At 66.7% G+C, this 21063-nt stretch carries 18 protein-coding genes; 7 read left to right on the top strand and 11 right to left on the bottom strand.

Annotation, left to right across the window (positions count from 1 at the left end; genetic code table 11):
• Nucleotides 1–28: 28 nt before the first annotated feature.
• A complete protein-coding gene (locus IHQ52_RS16540; protein ID WP_024498546.1) occupies nt 29–1270 on the top strand; it encodes a cytochrome P450 in 1242 nt (413 codons plus the stop codon).
• Nucleotides 1271–1432 (top strand): DUF1059 domain-containing protein, encoded by a 162-nt coding sequence (locus IHQ52_RS16535; protein ID WP_152528514.1) that lies wholly within the window; start codon nt 1271–1273, stop codon nt 1430–1432.
• Nucleotides 1433–1567: 135 nt separating this feature from the next.
• Here IHQ52_RS16535 and IHQ52_RS16530 read toward each other — a convergent pair whose 3' ends face one another.
• Complete coding sequence (locus IHQ52_RS16530) at nt 1568–3211, bottom strand: ABC transporter permease (RefSeq protein WP_024498547.1); 1644 nt, start codon at nt 3209–3211, stop codon at nt 1568–1570.
• A 6-nt stretch (nt 3212–3217) separates the two neighbouring features.
• Entirely contained in the window at nt 3218–4096 is an 879-nt protein-coding gene (locus IHQ52_RS16525) for an ABC transporter ATP-binding protein (RefSeq protein WP_024498548.1), read from the bottom strand.
• Between the two features lie 213 nt (nt 4097–4309).
• Here IHQ52_RS16525 and IHQ52_RS16520 point away from each other — a divergent pair, with 213 nt between their 5' ends.
• From IHQ52_RS16520 to IHQ52_RS16510, 3 genes are all read left to right on the top strand, one after another.
• The gene (locus IHQ52_RS16520; protein WP_191834400.1) at nt 4310–6310 is read left to right on the top strand and encodes an oxidoreductase; all 2001 of its coding nucleotides are present in this window, start codon (nt 4310–4312) and stop codon (nt 6308–6310) included.
• A 176-nt stretch (nt 6311–6486) separates the two neighbouring features.
• Nucleotides 6487–7497, top strand: a complete 1011-nt coding sequence (locus IHQ52_RS16515) for an LLM class flavin-dependent oxidoreductase (RefSeq protein WP_191834399.1) — start codon at nt 6487–6489, stop codon at nt 7495–7497.
• Between the two features lie 177 nt (nt 7498–7674).
• Complete coding sequence (locus tag IHQ52_RS16510; protein WP_191834398.1) at nt 7675–7923, top strand: hypothetical protein; 249 nt, start codon at nt 7675–7677, stop codon at nt 7921–7923.
• Between the two features lie 6 nt (nt 7924–7929).
• On the opposite strand, the gene IHQ52_RS16505 is transcribed toward IHQ52_RS16510, so the two are convergent.
• Nucleotides 7930–10209 (bottom strand): ATP-binding protein, encoded by a 2280-nt coding sequence (locus tag IHQ52_RS16505; protein ID WP_191834397.1) that lies wholly within the window; start codon nt 10207–10209, stop codon nt 7930–7932.
• The gene (locus IHQ52_RS23785; protein ID WP_394855147.1) at nt 10148–10687 is read right to left on the bottom strand and encodes a nuclear transport factor 2 family protein; all 540 of its coding nucleotides are present in this window, start codon (nt 10685–10687) and stop codon (nt 10148–10150) included. Before IHQ52_RS23785 ends, IHQ52_RS16505 begins: the two co-directional genes overlap by 62 nt.
• A gap of 100 nt (nt 10688–10787) precedes the next feature.
• Here IHQ52_RS23785 and IHQ52_RS16500 point away from each other — a divergent pair, with 100 nt between their 5' ends.
• Nucleotides 10788–12197, top strand: a complete 1410-nt coding sequence (locus IHQ52_RS16500) for an aspartate aminotransferase family protein (RefSeq protein WP_191834395.1) — start codon at nt 10788–10790, stop codon at nt 12195–12197.
• 47 nt (nt 12198–12244) lie between these two features.
• Here the strand turns inward: IHQ52_RS16500 and IHQ52_RS16495 are convergent, their stop codons facing one another.
• The 7 genes from IHQ52_RS16495 to IHQ52_RS16465 form a co-directional block, all read right to left on the bottom strand.
• Nucleotides 12245–13141: a TIGR03619 family F420-dependent LLM class oxidoreductase gene (locus IHQ52_RS16495; protein WP_191834394.1), complete on the bottom strand. Its 897-nt coding sequence runs from the start codon at nt 13139–13141 to the stop codon at nt 12245–12247.
• Nucleotides 13142–13528: 387 nt separating this feature from the next.
• Entirely contained in the window at nt 13529–14287 is a 759-nt protein-coding gene (locus IHQ52_RS16490; protein WP_191834393.1) for a hypothetical protein, read from the bottom strand.
• A gap of 574 nt (nt 14288–14861) precedes the next feature.
• Nucleotides 14862–15083, bottom strand: coding sequence for a hypothetical protein (locus IHQ52_RS16485; protein ID WP_191834392.1), 222 nt, complete (start codon nt 15081–15083; stop codon nt 14862–14864).
• Nucleotides 15083–16165 carry a hypothetical protein gene (locus tag IHQ52_RS16480; protein ID WP_191834391.1) on the bottom strand — a complete coding sequence of 361 codons (1083 nt, stop codon included), beginning with the start codon at nt 16163–16165 and terminating at the stop codon, nt 15083–15085. The genes IHQ52_RS16485 and IHQ52_RS16480 overlap by 1 nt, the downstream gene beginning before the upstream one ends.
• Nucleotides 16166–16171: 6 nt before the next feature.
• Nucleotides 16172–16408, bottom strand: coding sequence for a hypothetical protein (locus IHQ52_RS16475; RefSeq protein WP_191834390.1), 237 nt, complete (start codon nt 16406–16408; stop codon nt 16172–16174).
• 309 nt (nt 16409–16717) lie between these two features.
• The gene (locus tag IHQ52_RS16470) at nt 16718–19021 is read right to left on the bottom strand and encodes an AAA family ATPase (protein WP_191834389.1); all 2304 of its coding nucleotides are present in this window, start codon (nt 19019–19021) and stop codon (nt 16718–16720) included.
• A gap of 63 nt (nt 19022–19084) precedes the next feature.
• Nucleotides 19085–19333, bottom strand: coding sequence for a helix-turn-helix transcriptional regulator (locus IHQ52_RS16465; RefSeq protein WP_223121893.1), 249 nt, complete (start codon nt 19331–19333; stop codon nt 19085–19087).
• Nucleotides 19334–19652: 319 nt separating this feature from the next.
• Between IHQ52_RS16465 and IHQ52_RS16460 the strand changes: the two genes are divergently transcribed.
• A complete protein-coding gene (locus tag IHQ52_RS16460; RefSeq protein WP_191834388.1) occupies nt 19653–20987 on the top strand; it encodes a tyrosine-type recombinase/integrase in 1335 nt (444 codons plus the stop codon).
• Nucleotides 20988–21063 lie beyond the last annotated feature (76 nt).

The raw sequence follows: 21063 nt of genomic DNA, 5'->3' as shown, positions 1-21063 counted from the left end.
CCACACCCTGATCGATTGGAGACATACTGTGGCAGCCACCATTCCGACAACCGACCTGGAGCTGACGACGGCGGAGGGCGGGATCGCTCCGTACCCGGCAATCCTGGGTATCGCCGAACTGGGACCGGTCGTCTACCACGAGCCCAGCAGCTCGTATGTGGTCACCACCTACTACGACTGCGCCCGGGTGCTGGGTGACGCGAGGTCCTTCCGGCAGCCCGCGGTGATGTACGAGACCCTGTTCGGTGCTCCGACGATGACGAGCGTGGAAGGCAAGCGGCACAAGGAGCTTCGGAGTATCTGGTCGTCGGCTTTCACCCGTGCCGAAGTGCGGTCCCGATGCGAGGGAATGGTCGAGGAGGCCGTCCGTAGGCGCGTCGACGACGTGTGTCGCCGGGTCGCTGCCGGCGAACAGGTGGAGGTCGTCAGGAATCTGACCCGCCAGATCCCTTCCGACGTCATCGCCGAGATGACGGGTGTGCCGCGCGAGGACAAGAGCGACTTCATCCGTTGGAGCGATCAGTTGGTGGCGATTTTCGAGTCGGAGGCAGCGACGGGGGAGCGCAAGGCCGAGCTCCAGATGCACGGTGCGCAAGGGGTTGCCTCGCTCAACGACTATGTGGCGGGCCGTCTCCGGTCCGGAGCGCACGACGACGCCCCGGACCTGATCGGGGACATGGTGCGGAGCGACGTGTCCATGTCCGTCGAGGAGATGGTGGCGTCGGTGTCGCTTCTGGTCTTCGGCGGCAATGACACGAGCTCGAACCTGATGGCGACGACGCTGTGGGCATTGGGCCGGCATCCGGAGCAGTGGGAACTGCTCAAACAGGATCGATCACTCGTCCCCCACGCGATCGAGGAGGTCAACCGCTGGTGGAGTGTCGGTCAGACAAACTGGCGGGTCGCCGACGAGGGTGCGGAGGTCGCCGGCGTGTCGATTCCGGCGGGCTCGACAGTGCTGTGCCTGGTGGGTGCGGCCAACCGGGACCCGAGCCGCTGGGATGACCCGCACAAGTTCGACATCACGAGAGAGTACTTGCGGAATCTCGGCTTCGGCTCCGGGTCTCACATGTGTCTCGGCAAGTCGCTGGCACAACTCGAGATCGAGACGTGGCTCAACAACATGCTCGACGGTCTGCCCCGGTGGCGGGTTGCGCGTGCCGACTGGAACGCGCCCTTCGGCACTCCACTCGGCCCGGCGGCGTTGGTCATCGAGGCCGACCCGGTGGCCGATGGCGCGGTGATGTCTGCGGCGACGGGCGCGGTGTGAATGAACACCGTCCTGTGTCCGGCATGCGGGGCGATCGTGGAGAGTGACGACGAGGGCGACCTCATCGCGCGCGTCCGGGAGCACACCGAGACCGCGCATGACTACGTCATCCCGTCGGAACATGTCCTGCTCGCCATGAACCGGGACGACGAGTTCCACTGACTCCGACGGCAACAGGTATCCCGGGATCGCCAAGATTCTCGGTGGCTACCCGGCACCCACGTGTCGGTCGACACGTGGGAACGCTGGGTCGTCGACAGGGACTTGGGGGCTACAGCTAGCGAGACCGGGGTGCGTCTAACCCACGTCGCGCTTGCTGAATCCGGCGACGCCGAGGGCCACGGCGACGGCTGCCAGTGCGGTGACGCCGAGAACTCCGCCCGCCGTCACGGTGTCGAGGGGAGCCTGCGGCAGATGATGGAACGGCGACGCCACGCGTGTCCACTCGGGTAGCTGGAAGGACTCGGCCAGTATCTCGGCGACGAGGCAGTACGCGAAGTACGTCCAGGCGAGGATCGCGGCGGCCCGGGGCAGGCAACCGACGCCGGCCACGGCGACCGTGACGATCAGCCAGACGGCCGGGACGTACACCGCGGCCGCGGCGAGCAGGCGTGGGATCTGGCCGAGATCACCGATGGTGAGGCCATAGGCCAACCCTTCGCCGACCGCGCCGGCAGCCAGGACGACGGTGCTGCCCGCGAGTGCCATCGCGATATGGCCGGCGAGCCAGGCGATCCGGTTGGTGTTCGCCGCGATGATCGGCTCCGCCCGTCCGGCGGTCTCCTCTCGGCGCGCCCGCAGGGCACTGTTCACCCCGTATCCCGCCGACAGCAGGGCGGCGATCGTGAGCGTGAGCGCGAGGTAGGCGTCGACGGCGTCCGCGGCGCCGCCGGGCAGGAACTCCGCGATCTGCGGGTTGTCCGCGATGAAGTCGGTGATCGCGTCGCCGAACGATCCGTATGCGGCCGACAGGACGAACACGCCGGCCACCCAGGCGGCGATGGATCCGCGGTGCAGACGCCACGCCATCCCTGTCGTCGTCTGCGACAGTCGCGATGCCTCCGCACGCCCGGCGCGGTTGCCGAAGATCCCGGCGCCGAAATCGCGGTGTTCGGAGACGGCCACTGCGGCTGCGAGGGTGAGCAACGACGCGACCAGTGGCAGGAGGAGGGGCCACCATCGGTCGGTGGTGTAGGGAAGCGTGCGCTGGCCCCAACCGATCGGCGAGAGCCACGACGCCGCTCCGTTGCCGACATCACCGATTGCCCGCAGCACATACGCCAGCCCGAGCATGGCCGTGATCGATCCGTACACACTGCGGGGGTTCTCGAAGATCTGCGCGGCCAGCGCCGTGAGCGTCGCGAAGGTGAGACCCACACCTGCCAGTGCCGCTCCGAAGAGCACCGACCCGCCGAGCGGGAGCCCGGTGGCCGCGGCGGTGACTGCGACGGCGACCCCGGCGGCTAGGTTCGCGAGGGCGGCGAGGGCCAGTGCGGTGGCGACCGGTGCATCGCGGCCCACACGCGTCGACCGGAGGAGTTCGGCGCGGCCGTTCTCCTCGTCGGTGCGTGTGTGGCGACCGACGAGAAACATCGACATGAGTCCGAGAACGATTGCGGCATAGCCGGATATCTCGAACACGACCTCGCCGCCGATGCTGGCGAGCAGTTCTTTGGGTCCGGCGAGTGCGACGACTGCAGGACTTCCGCCGAGGGTCTCGCGCAGGGCGGCCAGTTTGGCGGGGGTGTCGTAGAGGTTCTGGCTGCCGACGGCTTGGAAGCCCACCAGGGCTGCGGTTCCGCCGATCCACGCGAGGAGGGCGGCTCGTTCGCGTCGCAGGTAGAACCGGAGCAGGGTGCCGAGACCGGTGGCGTCCGCCTTCCGCCCCGCGCTGCCCACCGATCGCCGCTCGGCGACCTGCGTCATCTCGATCTCCGCCATCCGGTCTCAGCCCCCGTAGTGCCGGAGGAAGATGTCCTCCAAGGTCGGTGGAGCACTGGTCAGGTCGCGGACGCCCAGGGTCGCGAGTTCGCGGACCACGGTGTCCAGTGCGTTGGCGTCGACGGTGCAGCGGATGCGATGCCCGTCACGGATCAGGTCGTGCACGCCGGGAACCTCGTCGAGTGGCGCGGGATTGTGGGCGGTCTCGGCACTGATCTCGAGGCGGCCGAGGTGGCGGAGTTCGGTCAGCGAGCCGCTGTCCACCGTCCGGCCCGCCCGGACGAGGGTGACCCGATCGCAGAGGGCTTCGACCTGGGCCAGGATGTGGCTCGACAGCAACACGGTGCGTCCACGCCGGCGCTCCTCCTCGATGCACCGCTGGAACTCGGCTTCCTTGAGCGGGTCCAACCCGGCCGTCGGCTCGTCGAGGAGGAGGAGTTCGGCATCGGAGGCCAGCGCGGCGATCAGCGCGACCTTCTGCCGATTGCCCTTCGAGTACGTGCGGGACTTCTTGCGCGGGTCTAGTTCGAAGCGCTCGATCAGTTCGTCGCGACGACGCCGGTTCCGGTCGCCGCGGAGATTGCACAGGAGATCGATGACCTCGCCGCCGGTGACGCCCGGCCACAGATTCACCTCACCGGGCACATAGGCGATGCGTCCGTGCAGGTTCACGTCGTCCCGCCACGGATCGCGGTCCAGAACGCGTACGACACCCGAATCCGCCCGCAGCAGCCCGAGCAGAATCCGGATCGTGGTCGTCTTGCCGGAGCCGTTCGGTCCCAGGAAGCCGTGGACCTCGCCGTCGTCGACGGTCAGGTCGAATCCGTCGAGGGCCTTGACATGGCCGAACGACTTGGTCAAGTTCTGGATCGTGATCGCGGCCACGATCTCAGATTAGAACGCTTCGGGCGTTTTGGTCGCGGGGCCGAAAGTCATCTGATCGCGGATCGGGCGTCCGGACCGGGAAGTGGCGGAGCGGAGGCGTCGCTCGGGTGGCGTGTCGCGGGGGAGGACTGCGATAAAGTCTATTGATGAACCATTCACTGATAGAGTATGTGGCGGTCGGGTGCCGTTCTTCCAGTGCATGAGAGGACCACGATGACGAAGGTCGCGGGGATACCAGCAGAGTCGGTTCGGCATCGGTATCCGCACGTGTTCGAGCCGTTGCAGCTCGGCTCGGTGACGATACCGAACCGGATCGTCAGAACCGCGCACACGACGCACCAGCCGCTGACCCCGGGTGGCGGACTGGCCGAATATCACCTCGAACGGGCTCGCGGCGGCGTCGGTCTGTCGATCCTGGGTGCCGCCTCGGTGCACCCGTCCGCGGCCATGGAACTGGCGCCCTACGATCCCGCGACGGTCCCGGCATACAGCCGACTGATGTCGCGGATCGAGCGGTATCCGATGAGACTCATGCAGCAGTTGTGGCACCCGGGATCCGCGGCCCATGCGAATGCGCTGGGCGGGCCGATGTGGTCGGCCGGCGATGTTCCCAACCCCGTCCGGGGTCTCGTGCCGATCCCGATGACGCAGACCATGATCGACGATGTCGTCGAGGGATTCGCCGTCTCGGCCCGTCATGTCCGGGAAGGCGGGCTGCACGGTGTGGAGATCCACGCCGGACACAACTACCTGGTCTCGCAGTTCCTGTCGCCGGTGACCAACAACCGGACCGATGACTACGGGGGGTGCGAGGAGAACCGGTTGCGGTTCCTGCGCGAGATCGTTGCCGCGATCCGGCAGGAGACCGGTGCCGATTTCCCGATCGGTGTGCGATTGTCCAGCGACGAGGACGTCCCCGGTGGCAACACTCCGGCCGACGCCCGGAGGATCGCCGAGGCGCTCGGGGACTCGGTCGATTTCGTCGATGCCTCGTTCGGCGGGTACTACCGCTTCGTGCGGATGATGGCGACAGGAGACGGCTATCCCCTCGGCTATGAGCTGCCCGCCTCGGAGCAGGTGACGCGTGGACTGGCCGTTCCCACGATCGTCACCGGCCGGATCATGACACTCGACGACGCGGAGCGTGTCCTGGCCTCCGGCCAGGCCGACATGGTGAGCATGGTCCGGGCACTGATCGCCGATCCGGAGATCGTCCGCAAGACGGTCGACGGTCGGGAGGCCGAGATCCGGCCGTGTATCGGCACCAACGAGGGGTGCGTCGCGGGCCGTCGTGGGACCTTCGGCTGCGTGGTGAATCCCGTTGCCGGCAAAGAGGTCACGTGGACAGCTGATCCGTCGCCGGCGCCGCGGGCGAAACGTGTGCTGGTGGGTGGGGGCGGTCCCGCGGGGATGGAGGCGGCCCGCGCCGCTGCGCTGCGCGGCCATGACGTCGAGCTGCTGGAGATGACGCGGCAGCTCGGCGGGCAGGTCGCGATCGGCGCGGCGGCACCCCACCGGTCGGACTACGGGGCGCATGTCCGTTGGCTGGCCGACGAGCTCACCCGATTGGGGGTGAGGATTCGCCTGGGCGTGCCACTGGAGCCGGACATCGTGAGCAGTCTGGCGCCGGATGTGGTGATCGTCGCGGTCGGTGCCTCACCGCGGACGGACGGGTTCACCGCGGCCCGGCCGGCCTTCCGGTTGTCGACGGCGGCCCGCCGCCGGGTCCGGACATCGTGGGAGGTACTGGGTTTCGGTGGGCGGATCGACCGCGCGTCGAGGGTGGTGGTCTACGACGACGACGGCGACTTCGAGGCCATCTCCGTGGTGGAGAGCCTGCTCGACCGGGCGTGCGACGTCATCCTGGTGACCCGGCATCCCACGTTCGGGGTGGGTCTGCCGGAGCCGGCGTCCACCGCGCAGGCCGCGCGCGACCGGATCGCGGGCCATCCGGGCTTCGAACTCATCGCGGACGCGGTGCTGACCGATATCGGGGAGGACGGAGTAGGGGTCGAGTTCCTCGGCTCCGGTCGCACCCGCCGGGTCGTCGCCGACACGGTCGTGATGGTTGGGGCGCGGGAACCCAATCGTGAAGTGGCCGAGGTGATCACCGAGGTCTTCGAAGGTGAGGTCCACGTCATCGGTGACGCGTCGGTGCCGGGCCGGCTGCGCACTGCCGTCCTGGACGGGGCGACGGTCGGGCGAAGCATCTGAATCAACCTGTTCAGGCGATCTGCCACGAACCCGGTCGCGGCCCGGTAGTGTCCCGGTATCAGTGAAGTCTAGTAGTCAATAGTCTCGATAAAGACTATTGGGTTGCGTGCCGGGCGCTGATCATCCGCGACCATCTCGCCCCGGATCTGGCTGGACCCCAGGGACAAGGAGAACTCATGAAGATCGGCTTGCGGTACGACATGCGAGCGCCCGATCTCGGTTCGGGGTCGGCGAGCCCGCGCGACCTGTACCGGGCCGCCGTCGAGCAATGCCTCTGGGCCGACAAGAAGGGCTTCAACACCGTCTACCTGGCCGAACATCATGGGGCAGAGGACAACTACTGTCCGTCGCCGCTGATCCTGGCGGCCGCGATCGCCGGAGCCACCGAACAGATAGAACTGCACTTCTCCGCACTGTGCGTCACGATGCACGACCCCCTGCGGCTCGCGGAGGACCTCGCTGTGCTCGACCTCATCGCAGGTCCCGGCCGGGTGTTGGTCACCGCCGGAATCGGGTACCGGCCCGAGGAATTCGACATGTTCGGCGTCGACTTCCCCAATCGTGGCAAGGTCTTCGAGGACAAGCTCGAAGTCCTCCGCGCCGCGTGGCGCGGTGCGGAATTCGACTACCGAGGCACCCGCGTCCGCGTCACACCGGTCCCGGGAACCCCGGGTGGACCGACTCTGTACATCGGGGGAAACGCCAAACCGTCCGCCCGGCGAGCGGCACGGATGGGCCTGGGTTACCGGCCGGCCACCGAGGACCTCTACCGCTTCTACGTGGAGGAGTGTGTCAGGCTCGGGCATCCCGAACCCGAACCGTTCCCGCGGCACGGTCCGGCGTTCCTTTACGTGGCCGAGGATCCGGAACAGGCCCTGGAGCAGGTGGCACCGCACGTCATCTATGCCAGCAACATGTACGCCTCCTGGGCAGGCGAGCGGGCGAACGCCACCACGAATGGGTACTGGGCCCAGAAGAGCGATCTCGACTCCATCCGGAACGATCCCTCGATGTGGATCGTGAGTCCGGATGAAGCGGTACGACGGCTCTCCGAACTCGACGACGGCTACGAGTTGCGGGTGCATTCGTTACTCGGTGGTCTCTCACCCGAATTGTCCTGGCGCAGCCTCGAATTGCTGGTCGACAAGGTGCTTCCTCACGTTCGCTCGGCACAGCCGGTGAGTTGACTGTTGACTGGCCGTCCATCCGACCGGCAGGGGAGCGAGGCTCCGTGACGGTTATGTCTCACTTCACGGTCGAATCCGAGTGTGAGCCAGTTCATAGGTAGGTACCTAGGTACTTTTGCGAATGGATTCGGGTGTCCGCGCCGACCAAGGTGGGAGGTGGCAAAAGGAGGCCTGGTCATGAACGCTATGCAGCTGGACGTACTGGAGCGAGTGGCTGTCGATCAATTGGCAGCACACATCGTCGGGTCGCGCGACGTGGTGATGTCGGCCCCGCGCACGTGCGTCGCCGAGACGGACACCTCGGCCGTGCGCAGGCTCGTCGAACTGGGTCTCGTCGACGACAATGCGGATTCGACCGGTCGGCCGCGAATCCGGGTCACGCCCGCCGGTGTCGAGGCGCTGGCCTACCTCGCGTCGGTGGCTTGAGAAGGATCAGAGGCTCTCGTCGGCGCTGACCCACCGCGCGATCTGCGTGCGCGACCGGAACCCGAGCTTGGTCAGGATGTGGTCGACGTGGGCGTCGACGGTACGGGCGGAGATCGTCAGTTTGGTGGCGATCTCCTTGTTCGTGAGGCCGTCCGCGACCAACGTCGCCACCTCGTTCTCGCGGCGGGTGAGGGAGGAGCGTAGAGATGCGGTCCCCGAGCGTCCCTGGGTCGCGGGCGTCCGGCCGGAGACGAGCTGGACCGCGACCTCGAGAGTCGACTCTCGCCCCATCGCATAGGACTTCTCGAAGCCCTCGTCGCCCAGCTCCGCGCGCAACTTCTTCTCGACGGTGGTCGTCACCGGGTTGATCGCGGCCTGGGCGAGAGTCATGTGACTGTGTTGGTGCCACACGGTCTGCGCCGACCCCAAGAGTGTCGCCGCCCGTTCGGGGTCGGTGCCGGCGGCACACCACCCGCTGACCTCGATGCACACGGCAACCATGCCGGGATAGTCGAAGGCCCGATACAATTCGATCGCTTCGGCCATCAACGCCTTTGCGGCGCTGATGTCTCCCTGGTGCCAGCGAAGAATGCCCATCGGACCCAGTGCGATGGCCTTCACCAGGTGCGTGCCGTGCTGATCGGCATAGTCGAGGTAGCGAGTCGTGTACTGGTCTGCGTTCTCGTCTTCGGTGATGAAGGCATACAGCGCGGACAGTGCCAGACAATCCGCGACGAACCCGACGTTCACCCGGTCTGACCTCCCCGCGATCGCTTCCTCGGCGAGGTCGAAGGCCCGGGGTGCGTCGTGACGCAACGACGCTTCCAATCCTGCCGCGAACCGCGCGCTGAAGACGAGCTCGTCGGTCGCGGCCACTCGTTCGGCGAGTTCGGTGTACTCGGCGAGATACGTGTGTGCTCGCTCGACCTCACCGACGAGGAAACCGAGGACACTGCCGATGAGCAGTGCATTCGTCCGATCGACCGTCGGCTCGCCGAGCAGGTCGACCGCGCGGTTCGCCCACTCGAATCCTTCCCGCAGGGTCCCCGACTGTGACCAGTACGGGCGAAGGGTGCGCACCATCTCGGCCGCCGCGGCCCCGTCTCCCGTCTCGAGGCTGAACGCCAGTGCCTCGCGGATGTTCGCGTGTTCGGCGCGGGTGCGCCGGAACCACTCGACGTCGTCCGGACTGCAGTAGTCGGTGTCCGAGGTCTGGGCCAGGCGTAGGAAATGGTCGCGATGGCGCATTCGCACCGCAGTCGCATCGGAGGACGACTCGAGCTTCGCGAGGGCGTACTGGCGCATCGGTTCCAACAATCGATAGCGTCCCTGCGGCTCGTGGTCCTCGTCGACGCGCACGATCATCGACTTGTCGAGGAGCCCGATCAGTTCCCGCAGCACCCCTGCGCCCGTCTCGGAGGGTAGGCAGACGCCATCGGCGGTCTCCGCGGTGAAACCGCCTGCGAAGACCGAGAGCTGTTCCCACACTTGACGTTCGCGTGGTGAACACAGCTGATAACTCCAGTCCACCACGGACTCCAGGGTCCGGTGGCGTGCCGACCGGTTCCGTTCGCTCGACATCATCATCGCGGAGTCGCCCAGTCGCGCTGCTATCTCGGCGGGCCCGAAGACCCTGATATTGGCGGCGGCCAGTTCGATCGCCAGCGGCAGTCCCTCGAGTCGTCGGCAGATCTCCTCGACCGCGGCGCGATTGTCCTCGGTGACGCGGAAATGGGGCTGTGCGGCCGAGGCGCGTTCTTCGAACAGTTGCATCGCCTCGCCCAGGCCTCCCGGCGATCCCAGGGTCAGCGGACTGACGGGGAACAGCTGTTCGCCCTCGACGCCGAGTACCTGGCGGCTGGTCGCGAGGATCTTCACGGCTGGGGCCACCGACAGCAATCGGCCGACCACCTCGGCGCACGCGTCGATGAGATGCTCACAGTTGTCGAGCACCAGGAGGAGCTTCTTCGCGCGCAGGTGCTCGGCCAACGTGCCGAACGCGTCGGAGGAATCACTCGGGAGGCCGAAGAGTCCGCACAGGGTCTGTGTCAGCAGACCGGTCTGCCGGAGGTCGGCGAGTTCGACGAGCCAGACGCCGTCGGGGAACTCGCGTCGTACGCTGGCGGCGACGGCGAGGGCCAGACGGGTCTTCCCGACTCCGCCGACGCCGGTCAGCGTCAGCAGTCGTGCGGTTCCGAGCAGCGATCGTGCTCTGGTCAGATCGTCACGCCGGCCGACGAAGCTCGTCAGTTCCACCGGGAGGTTGCCGCTCGGACGCGCAGTCACCGGCCCAGTATCTCACCTTGCCTGCGGGAGAAGTCGGCCTCCATCGGACCGGTCGGCGACGGTCATCGGTCTCCTTCGTCTGTCGGCCGACCGGCGTTGAGTGCAGCGGCCTTTCGCTGCCGCCAGGTGTCGAGGTCGGCGTAGTCGCGGATGGCACCGATCGTGTCGCCGGCGAGTTCGAAGACTCCGGGACCTCGATCGCTGCTTCGTGAGCTCCGAACCAGAACCGGTCGACGCGCTCGACGAATGTCCGATCGTGATCGGCGAGGTGACTTATCGGTTCCCAGCTGACTCGGTCGGCGGCCGTCAAGGAGACACGTAACGCATCCACGACGGCGGTGCGGCCCGTCACCGGTGGGTGGGGCACGGCCAGGTGGTACGAGATGTCCTCGGCGAGACAGCAGGCGAGGGCGTCGAAGTCGCGGGAGTTGACGGCGTCGAAGAATTCCGCGACGGGGCGGGGCAACTCGATCAACACGGCTCCTTCGTCCTCGGCGATTGTGACGTAGCCTACAAGTAAGTAGTCTATAACTCAATTAATGAAAACACGATATAACAGCGCGTCAGGAGGGATCGGGATGACCGAAACAGTAGGCGGCGTAACGGAATCGGGCGTGGAGATGAACCGCGTCGACCTGGACGGCGCCGGCGCCGACGCCGACCGCGTGGAGCGGTGGCGCGCGGAGGTCGAGGCCGTCTTCGAGTCCCGGACCGCGACATCGCGCGAGGCGTTCGCTCGGGCACGCGAGCACATTCCGGGCGGGGTTCCCGGCGGTCTCGGCTTCATGAGTCCCCATCCGGTCTACTTCGAGCGCGCCGACGGCGCCTACGCGTGGGACGCCGACGGCAACAAGTATCTGGATGTGATGTCCGGCGACTGGTTGCTGCCGCTCGGGCACTGTCACCCGGATGTGTTGGACGCGACAATCACTCAGTTGCGGCGGGGCACCACCTATTGCTCGCCGCACGTATCGCTGGGTGCCGACCTGGCGGCCGAACTCCATCGTCGTCTCCCGTCGATGGAGCAGATCAGGTTCACCGCGTCCGGTACCGAGGCGACGATGACGGCGCTACGTCTGGCGCGTGCTTTCACCGGCCGGCCGAAGATCGCCAAGATGCGCGGTGGCTACCACGGCACCCACGACCTGTCGCTCGTCGCCAACGGCCGCTTCGCGGATCCGGGCGCGATCCCGCCCGGCCTCATCCCCGGCGTCGAGGATGCCGTGGTGCTGTTGCCGTACAACCACTCCGATGAGTCCGAGCAGATCCTGGACCGGCATGCCGACGAGATCGCCGCGGTCATCGTCGAGCCGATCCTCGGTGGAACCGGGATGATTCCGGCGACCCCGGAGTTCCTGGCCAGACTCCGCGAGGTCACGAGGCGGCACGGAATGCTCCTCATCCTCGACGAGGTCGTCTCGTTCCCGATGGGTGTCCACGGGGCGCAGGGGCATTTCGGGATCGAACCCGACCTGACCACCCTGGGCAAGGCCATCGGCGGCGGCCTGCCGCTGGCCGCCTACGGTGGCCGCGCCGACATCATGTCGCTGGTCGATCCGGTTCTCGATCCGATGACGCAGATGCGGCACGCGACCACTCTCGGCGGGATACCGGCGACCCTCGCCGCGGGGCTGGCGCAGGTCCGCGCGCTGACACCCGAGGTACACGACCATCTCAACCGGCTCGGCGAACAGCTCCGGCAGGGTGTCCGCGACATCGGCCGCCGGCGTCACGCGCCGCTCCAGGTCACCGGCTTCGCCCACGTCTTCGGCATCCACTGGACCCCGACGCCGGTCGTCGACCTGGAGACGGCTCTCACCTCGGACAAGGCGGTGACCAACCTGCTCACCACCAGCCTCTACAACCAGGGGATCCTGATGTTCAAATCGGCACTCGGGACGGTGACGTCCCCGATGACCGACGACGACGTCGCGATGTTCCTCGACGCGCTGGAACGCTCGGTCGTCGACAGCGGGCTCGTGGGCTGAGGCGTTCCGGGCCGGCCGCGCCGATCCGGTCGGCCCGGGCGGCCCGGTCAGCCCCGCGCGGCGTCGACGAGCGGGGCCAGGTTCGCGAGGACTCCGAGCCAGTCGGCGGCTTCGGTGATCTCCGAGCAGAAGTTGGTCTCGACGATGACGCCTTCCAGGCCGGCGGCAACGCATTCGCTGACGCGTGTGGTCATCTCTGCCACGTCGAGCCGTACGCCCGCGGTGGATTGCTGGGCGACGCGATAGATGGCGTCGAGTGGCGCCATCGAGGCCGGACGCCGGCTGTTCATCTGTCCCAGGGTGTCCACGACCGTGGCGATCGGGACGGAACCGGGATTCCAGAGGTCGAAATCCCTTGCCGTCCTCGCGAGTCCCTGCTCGGAGTACATGCCGGACATCAGTTTGGGTGGGGACACCGGTTTCGGACGCATCACTGCGGGGCCGATCTCGAAGAACTCCCCGTGATGCTCGACCGGATCCTCGCCCCAGCAGGCTCGCAGGGCTGGAACGAAATCGTCCATACGCCGGCCGCGGGTTCGGGGGTCGACACCCATGGCCACATGCTCTTCCACCGACCAGCCCACACTCAGCCCGACGACGGTCAACCGTCCGGCGCTGAGCTGGTCGATCGTGGCCAGACGATTGGCAAGTTGGGCGGGCCAGTGATTTCCGCCCACCAGGATGCTCGTGCCCAGCTCCATGCGAGTCGTCCAGGTGGCCACCGCGGCCAGCAGCTCGGTCGGGGCCCAGACCGAGCGGTAGACGTCGGGTTGCGACTGGGCGCTGCCGCCGTACTCGCCGGCCTGCTTGAGTGAGTACAAGAAGTGGTCCTGCACCCAGAGCGAGTCGAAACCCATGTCGTCCGCCTGCTGGACGAAGTCGCGGACGAGTGACGCGGACACGGCTGGACCGAGCTGGGGGAGTGTCAACCCGATCGAGGTCATGATCGCTCCGTCCGACGGTCGGTGGGCGCACATCCCCTAAGTACTCGCATGCAAAATAACTTAGCAGTCGACTTATTGGGGAGGGGTTGTTCACGTGCCCCGGGTATGGCCACACAACGAATTCAGCCCCGATCCGCAGATCGGGGCTGAATGACGATGGTGCGCGATACAAGGATTGAACTTGTGACCTCTTCCGTGTCAGTTTTCGTATCTGGGCGTTTGCGAGAAACCGTGAGAAACTGCCGCCGACTCGGAAATACGCCCTGAACTGTGGATAATCCGATTCGTCACACCGTGGGCCGACAAGCGCAAACCGCGGGCAACCGGATCATCTGGCAACCCGTTGGCAACCCGGACGGGTTCTGATCGTCAATAGCCGTACGCGAATCAGGAACCCGACCAGGTGACCGTGTCGTCCTGTTCGAACGCGTCTAGGTCATCGCTGAGCTGTGCGTACTTCGGATCGTCGAGGACAAGGAATAGTGCCACTACGGCCGCCACGGCCGCGGTCGCAATGTCGCGGATGGGGAAAGGTTGTTTCGTAGTCACCCTCGCCGTGGTCGGGTGCGCCAGCTGCTTGTTGATTCGTTGCAGGACGGCGTCACTGAGGACGGGGTCCAGTCCCATGTCCCCGTCCGCATCCTTCAGGTCGGGACATACTTGCCATGCTCGGATGTCGTCGGCGCGACTGGGAGACTCGGGCCGAAAGAACTCGTGGATCACGCGCGCGTGGATCAGGAACGATTCGAGATACGCGTCGTGATCGGCCTTCTCGATTGAGCCGGGGGTCATCGCGTCGTAATCCGGATACGCCGAAAGTCGGCGCGCCGTGTGCATCAGCATTCGGACTTCGTATTCAATATGCGGCAGGAAATCGTCGTGGGGCATGCGGTCGAACGCTACCTTCACGAGCCGCCGCCAGGCGGAGAATCCGATGACTGTTAAGGGGGCGTTGAGCGGATGAGCTTTGCGGACGTCGGGGTCGTCGCCTCGGTAGTGGCTGCAGTGGGTTCGGTAGCAGTGCTCTGGACTGGCCGGAAACGTCAAGCCTTCGAGCTGACGCGGGTCAACGACAACACCATGTTGCTGCGCCGGGTTCGGCGGCCTGCGGTTGTACTCCTCGACGACCCGTTTGTCCTGTGCCACGGGACCGTTCCGACACTCCACCGGGCGGGTACGCTCCGGAACCACCTGATGCGGTTTGGGGACGAGCGATTACTCGACGTCACAGGTATTCCCGTTGGTGAGTCGGTCGGCATCTTCTATGCCAGGGTTTGGTCACCACGTCCGACTCAGGCTCGGGTTGCAACCGAGAAAAACCAGAGGCGCTGGGCCCGCAGACGCGACCGTGGGAAGGTTTCAAGCTGGGGCGGCCTCCGACTGTGACGGCGCCCCGATTCTGAGGGGCTGGCGACGATATCCATTGCGCGGCAGCGTAATTCGAGTTTCATCTGACATGGGTCGACGGCCTTTAGGTCTTTCATGGGGCTCTCAGGGGCCTGTTTGCCCTGGTCAGGGGCGTATAGGCCCTATACCCCCAGACCCGCACATCCACGAGAGGACAGTACGCGGCGGTGCTCTGCGCGAGACGGTGGGGGAGGGGTGGACACCCCCCTCCCTGGCCGACGTGCCGAACCGACGACCCTCGGATACGACGTGACCCCGACACCGCACGTGGCAGTATCGGGGTCCCAGATCGACGCAGACGGCCGATCCCTCGTTAGTCGGGCAAGTACCGGCCGAAGCCCCGATCGGTGGCGTCAGCGCGTCCGAGTCCGCGTCGGGTCGTCGGCGGACGGTGTTCGGCGGCGTCGTCCGTGGTGCTCGTCGATTCGTCCGTGGTGCGACCCCTCGTCTCCCGTTCGGCTTCCGCTTCCGTGCTCGTGTGCGGCCGGTCCCTCATCGCCTCGTCGAGGTAGCGGCCGAAGCCTCGATCAGCCATCAGTTCCCCTCCTCGCTGAGCACACCACGAGGCGCAGGACGAGACCCCTCGTCCAGGCCGCACCACCACCGCAACGCCGTGTGCGAGGACCCCTCCCCAACAGCACGCGGCGCAGTGGACCCCTCCCACTGCGCCCCCTGGGTCCGGGCCTCGGCCTGCGGCGAGTTGTGCTCTCGCGCCTGCTCGTCGGTCACGAAGTCGCCGACCTTGACCCGCGGCGGCGGTACCACGCGCAACACACCACGATGGACCTCGAAACCGCGGTCGAGGACGGCCGCAACCCACATGCGGACGGCCTGCACGTGCTCCCAACGCGAGACCGCGGAACGCCACAGACGCAGCGCCGACAGCGCGCCGTCGTCGCCAGCGTCGACCAGCTCACCCGCGTCTGCATCGACGGTGAGGCCGGCCAAATTGAGCCGCTTGTGAGCCTGCGCCGCGTCGCGCAGCACCTTCCCCGCCTCCTCGATCACGGCGGCGTCGATCTCGGCGAGAACGGCCACCACCGCGGCCTCGGCGCGCTCTGCGGCTCCCCGTTCGATCGCCTTGCGCAACGTGGATTCCACGCCTTGGTCGATGTGGTCGATTCGGTCTCGCTGCCAGTCGATCAACGGCGCCAGGGTCGGCGGCACCTTCTCCCGCTTCTCGGCCGCGTCCAGGGCCGCGGCGGCGGCGTCAGTCGTGCGGGCTCGCAGATTGTCGGCCTTGATCCGCGCGGTCATCTCCCGGGACTCCTCGTCGACCCGGGACAGCGCGCGGGACAGCGCACCTTCGGCGTGCCTGTAGCGCACGAGGTCGAGCACGGTGGCCCCGACCTCCCCGGCGTCGGCCAGCTTCGGCGTCATAGGGTGCTGCGCGACGCTGCGCGGGGCCCTCTGCGGCACCACCAACGCGTTCGCGCGTGCGGTCTCGCGGGCCATACGGGCATCGGAGTTTCGGGCTTCGGTGTCCCTGTTGGCCGCTGCGATCTCGGCTCGGCTCATCGGCGGGCGGTCGAGCTCGTACGGGTCGGGGTCGCGGCGGCGGCTCTCGCGGAACGCCTCGGGCGGCGGCGGCGTGTTGGGATCGAAGCTCGTCGTCATGGGTCCTCACTTCCCGGCCGGATGGCCGTTGTTGGTGTCGGTCTGTTGGGGGTGCGTGGTCTCGGTGCGGCGTCGTGCCGCGTAGGTCTCGTCTGACTCACTGGGCCACTGGTATTCGGGGTGCCACGTGGTGCCCGCCGTCGGATCTCGCATCTGCCGATCGCAGTACTCCGCGAACTGCGCTCGGCGGGCCTCCTGCCGCTCGACGTCGCGCTGTCGGCGGGGTCCCTCACCGCGTGTCATCTGGTCGGCTCCTCGTCTTGTTCTGTTCCCCTATAGGGATTGACCGGAACGGAACGGCTTACGCCGTTGCCGTTCCTCCGGGCGTGTTCCGAAATATTCCGAGCGACGGAACAACACGAATTGCGTCGTGACCTGCGACGATGGGCGGGTCTCGCGTGAAGTTGTTCCGTCTCGTTCCGGTGCTCAGAACGTCTCCACTCGGTTGTCGGTGAGGTCGTCTTGTTCCGAGGGTCGGAATAAGAGGACCGCGCGTCGCAAGGTTGGTCATTAGTGCAGGTAGGAGTGATTTATAAACGGACCGCTCGACTCTTAGGCGCATTCGGTCCCATCCTCGTCGGGGTCGGGAACACCGAGATTGCCACCGGGCCGGAACGGCAACACGAGCTTGTGAGCGCTCGCGCGGTACACCGTGACCCGACGACCACCGGCACCCCGTGGCTCAGTCGTGGCGGACACCTTGCCCTCACCCACCAACTCGGCCACGACGTCGCTGCGCTTCTGTGCGTTGCCCGGGATCACCGACTTGAGTTGGCCCGCGGTGAGCCCGCCATCGGAGGTGCGGAGGTGATGCAGGATCGTCGTTCGGAGATCGGCGACCGGGCTCGCGGGGGCAACATCACCGACCTGCCAGCGAACCGGCGCAATGGTGCCGTCGTCGCGCTGAGGGGGAACCGTGATGTCGACCCCGTACCGCGCACCACCGGTCTGCCGTGAGCCGTACTCGACCTCCAGCCAGAACGCCCCCTGGTCGAGGTCGGGGTCGGCACGGTGGCGCTGGAGCACCCAACTGTCGGCCCACTCACCTACGCCGCTCATGGAGATGTCGTGCAGGTCGAGCGACCCTCCGGTGCCTTTTCTGAAATGGTCGAGAACCAATAGCGCGCAACGATTCTCAGTGAGTGCAGACAGATCGGCGAGCATCCCGCCGCGGGCGTAGAGGTTGCTGGTCTCGACGTCGGACGCGTGTACGTTGTACAGGCTGTCCACGATCAACAGGCGGGGCCGGAATGCCTCGATAGCGGCGTCGATGTTGGCTGACCACTCCGGTGTGCCCATCCGTGCGCGGTCGTGGGTGACGTGAAACGGTAACGCGCGCATGTCATCCCCAACGATCCCGTAACCCGCGCACACCGCCTGGAACCGTCGCTGAAACGGAACCGCGCCACCTTCGGCGGCAACGTAGAGAACCGGACCGGGCTCGGGCACCCGGAACCGTCCGAGGAACGGCTTCCCGCTGGCGACTGCGACCGCCATCATCAGCGCGTGATAGGTCTTCAGGGTCTTCTTTTGACCAGCGATAACGCCGTACGTCAGAGCAGGAATCAGGGGCTCGATGAGGTACTCGATCGGCGCTACCGGTGCGGCCAGGTCGGCTGACGAATGCCACGACCAACCGTCGCCATCGTCGTCCCCGGCGTCGGTGTCGGTGACGGTTGGCGGGGTCGAAGCCAACTCAAGGCTCGCCCGGAACGCCTCGATGTCGATGTCGCCGTCCTTGGCGGTGTACCCGCCGACGGTCGAGATCCGGATGAGGTCATCGGCGATGTCGGCGCGCAGCTTCGAGACCTCGCCGCACAGCGCGCGCCGCCACTCAGACTTCGCCTGCAAGATGTCCCGGCGGGCCTCACCACCCTCGGCCCCGCCCAGGGTCTCGGTGAGGAAGGCCTTGCGGACGCGGCTGATCGCGAGCTTCAGTCCGTGGTGCCCCTCGGCCGCGAGCTGCACGACCTCGTGCAGTCGGCCGAGCATCATGTCGTGCGCGCCGGAGGACATCTCCTCGGCCAGCTTCTCGGGGTTGGTCGCCCGATTCATGTGGCCGGACGGGTCCTCCTCGTAGCCGGGGATCTCGGTTTCGAGCCACTGGACGGCCTCTTCGACGTCGTCGATCTCCTCGATCACGCGCGTCTGACCGGCCTCACCCTTACACAGATGCTCGATCCACGGCTCCGGCAGGCTCGGCAGGTCGGCCACGTCCGGCGGGCCGTCCATCGGCTGCTCGTCGAGGTCGTACCAGCGGTAGACCCGGTCCTCGGTCTCCGACGGCCACGCGACGGCGTACCGGTGGGTGCGCTGGATGACCTCGATGTCGCGGCCCGGCTTGCCCTTCCACTTCAGGTCGGCGGGGACGAGGAAGAACCGGATCCCCGACGGGTTGTCGGGGTCGCGCGAGGTCGAGCGGTACGTCATCGGCAGCGGGCCGAGCTCGTCGATCAGATCGCGCAGGGTCTCGTAGCCGTGCTTGTCGTCGTAGTCGTCGACGTCGAGACCGATGACCTCCCAGGTCGTGTTGTCTTCGGCGTCGACGAAGCGCGGCATCCGGAGACCGAGGTTCGGCCGAACCGGACCGCGCCACAGCTCGGGGATCTCGTTTTCGTCCGGGTACGGCTTGTTGCCGGTGGTGTCGTCCGGCGGCGGGTACTTCATGCCCTCGGGCAGCGGCAGCGGACAGTGCCAACCGGCGTCGAGGTAGAGGTCGAGCGCGGCAGTGGCCAGATGTCCGACCTCCGAAGTACTCTCGATCCGAGCGTTCTCCTGCTCTCTGGGGCCTCGGCTGGCAACCGTGGCGGCGGCGTCCGACTTCCGGGTCGGGCGCCGTTTCTCATTCCTGGGCAATTTTCCTCATTTCGATTGCGCGCGAGACGTTTCGCGCCGAGCGCTCCCCGGTTGTGTGCGAGATCAGGCGGCGACGTGTTGCTCGATCCAGAGTTCGACGTCCAGGCGCCGGTAGCGAATGCGGCGGGCGAGCTTCACATACCGCGGCCCGCGGCCCTCTTTGCGGATATTGCGCATCGTGAACGGGCTGAGCCCCGCCAGGTATGCCGCTTGGCGCTCGTCGAGCAGAACCGAATGATCGGCGGGCAAGACTGGCGCGGGGGCAGCGTCGGCGGCGCTGCGAGCTTCGGTGACGTCGATTGTGTCGTTCACGGTGTTTTCCTCCGGTGCGGTCGCTTGCAGTACTCAAATGACACCACACAGAATCACCGACGACGGGCATAAAAGCATTGCAGCACAATAGTTCTCACGGTTGATAGTCAACCGAGACAAGTTCCGCTGTCCTCTGCGGCCGACGCTGGCGAACCGCTGACCAGCTACGACACTCGCGCTCATGATCGCCAACCGTGACAACTATCTAGCCTGGTCAGGGCTGTTTTTGAGGAGTGATCTGTGTCACAACTAGATGTCAGTCGGCAAGTGTGGCCGGTAGACGTCAACTGTGAACGCGTCACTGACGTAGGCTGCGACCGTGAACAACTCAGAGAATCGGCACGACCGGGTCACGGGCAAGCCGATCGACAACCATTACAGCGAATGGAAGACGCGCACCAAGCGGCCGAGCGGATGGAAGAAAGACGCCGCTGGCAACCTCACTGAGCCGCGCGGGAGACGGTGGCGGGTCAAGTACCAACTAGACGGCGCCCGGCGGGCCGAAGACTTCGACCGCAAGGATGAGGCGGAGAACCGGATCGCGCAGCTTCAGGCAGAGTTCCGCGACGGCTCGCACGTCGACCGACGCAAGTCGTCCACGACCGTCGCGACCGTCGCCGACGCATGGCTGAAGTCGCTCGTCATCGACAAGAGCGCGAGCACACAAAAGAACTACGCCTCGATACTGAACAACCACGTCACGCCGGTATGGGGCACGCGCGAGCTGGGGGCGATCACGCACGGTGATGTGGTGTCGTGGGTCGCCGACCTGAAGGGGTCCGGCCTCTCGGCGGCAACTGTCCACCGGTGCTACGTCGTCCTGTCCGGGATCCTCGACTATGCCGTGGCCGACGGCCGACTCCGCGGGAATCCGGCCGCGAAAGTGAAACTGCCCAAGGTCGACGACGGCGGCGACGTGTTTCTGTCTGCCGAGGAGGTCGACCGGATGGCGCGCGCCGCGGACTACCTGGCGATGCTGCGCACCAACCGCTCGCGCGTCGGCCGCGACCGCGATGCAGAACTGACCCTAGATCGCGACGACAATGGTGTGCCGGTCATCCCTCCCGCTCCTGCCTCACCCGACGGTCTACTGATCCGGTTCGCGGCGTACTCGGGCCTGCGCGTCGGCGAACTGTCCGGACTCCAGGTGCGCGACCTCGATCTCGCGAAGGGCCTTATTCACGTCCGGCGCGCAAACACAGAGGTCGCCGGTCGCCTCGTGCCCGGTCTGCCGAAGGGGGACAAGGTGCGCGACGTCGAACTGGCACCGCATCTCGCGAACGATCTCCGCGCACACGTCGCGGGCAGGGTGGCGACCGACCCGGTGTTTGTCGGGGCCACCGGGGCGCCGATCAGACGGAGCAACCTCAACAAGCGCGTCATCATCCCCGCGGCCGGTCTGTCGGGGGTGTCGAGCGCCGATCGCGTCGTGACCATTCACGCGCTGCGGCACACGTTCGCCTCCCTCTGCGCGTCCGCGGGGGTGCGCATCGAGATCGTCAGTCGGTGGATGGGCCACGCGTCGGTGGCGATCACGCAACGGGTGTACGTCGGTCTGTTCCGGGAGGACTTGGCGGCGTCCGCTGGGTTGCTCTCGGCGGTTGCCACGGCGGTCACTCCGGCGACCCCGACACTGCGCGTCGTGGGGGAGTGAGTGCGTGCAGGTGCGTGCAGAACGTTCCCGGTTTGCCCCGGTTTGGGGAACAACTGGCAACCCGTTGGCAACCCAT

Source organism: Gordonia amicalis, from assembly GCF_022059885.1.
GTDB lineage: Bacteria > Actinomycetota > Actinomycetes > Mycobacteriales > Mycobacteriaceae > Gordonia > Gordonia amicalis.
This window is presented reverse-complemented; position numbering and strand designations above follow the sequence as displayed.

What these genes read in the sequence shown, in the direction of transcription:
- IHQ52_RS16530 (WP_024498547.1), bottom strand. Translation starts at nt 3,211, where the DNA reads ATGGCGGAGATCGAGATGACGCAGGTCGCCGAGCGGCGATCGGTGGGC.
- IHQ52_RS16485 (WP_191834392.1), bottom strand. Translation starts at nt 15,083, where the DNA reads ATGGCTGATCGAGGCTTCGGCCGCTACCTCGACGAGGCGATGAGGGAC.
- IHQ52_RS16495 (WP_191834394.1), bottom strand. Translation starts at nt 13,141, where the DNA reads ATGACCTCGATCGGGTTGACACTCCCCCAGCTCGGTCCAGCCGTGTCC.
- IHQ52_RS16510 (WP_191834398.1), top strand. Translation starts at nt 7,675, where the DNA reads ATGAACGCTATGCAGCTGGACGTACTGGAGCGAGTGGCTGTCGATCAA.
- IHQ52_RS16480 (WP_191834391.1), bottom strand. Translation starts at nt 16,165, where the DNA reads ATGACGACGAGCTTCGATCCCAACACGCCGCCGCCGCCCGAGGCGTTC.
- IHQ52_RS16535 (WP_152528514.1), top strand. Translation starts at nt 1,271, where the DNA reads ATGAACACCGTCCTGTGTCCGGCATGCGGGGCGATCGTGGAGAGTGAC.
- IHQ52_RS16500 (WP_191834395.1), top strand. Translation starts at nt 10,788, where the DNA reads ATGACCGAAACAGTAGGCGGCGTAACGGAATCGGGCGTGGAGATGAAC.
- IHQ52_RS16475 (WP_191834390.1), bottom strand. Translation starts at nt 16,408, where the DNA reads ATGACACGCGGTGAGGGACCCCGCCGACAGCGCGACGTCGAGCGGCAG.
- IHQ52_RS16515 (WP_191834399.1), top strand. Translation starts at nt 6,487, where the DNA reads ATGAAGATCGGCTTGCGGTACGACATGCGAGCGCCCGATCTCGGTTCG.
- IHQ52_RS16520 (WP_191834400.1), top strand. Translation starts at nt 4,310, where the DNA reads ATGACGAAGGTCGCGGGGATACCAGCAGAGTCGGTTCGGCATCGGTAT.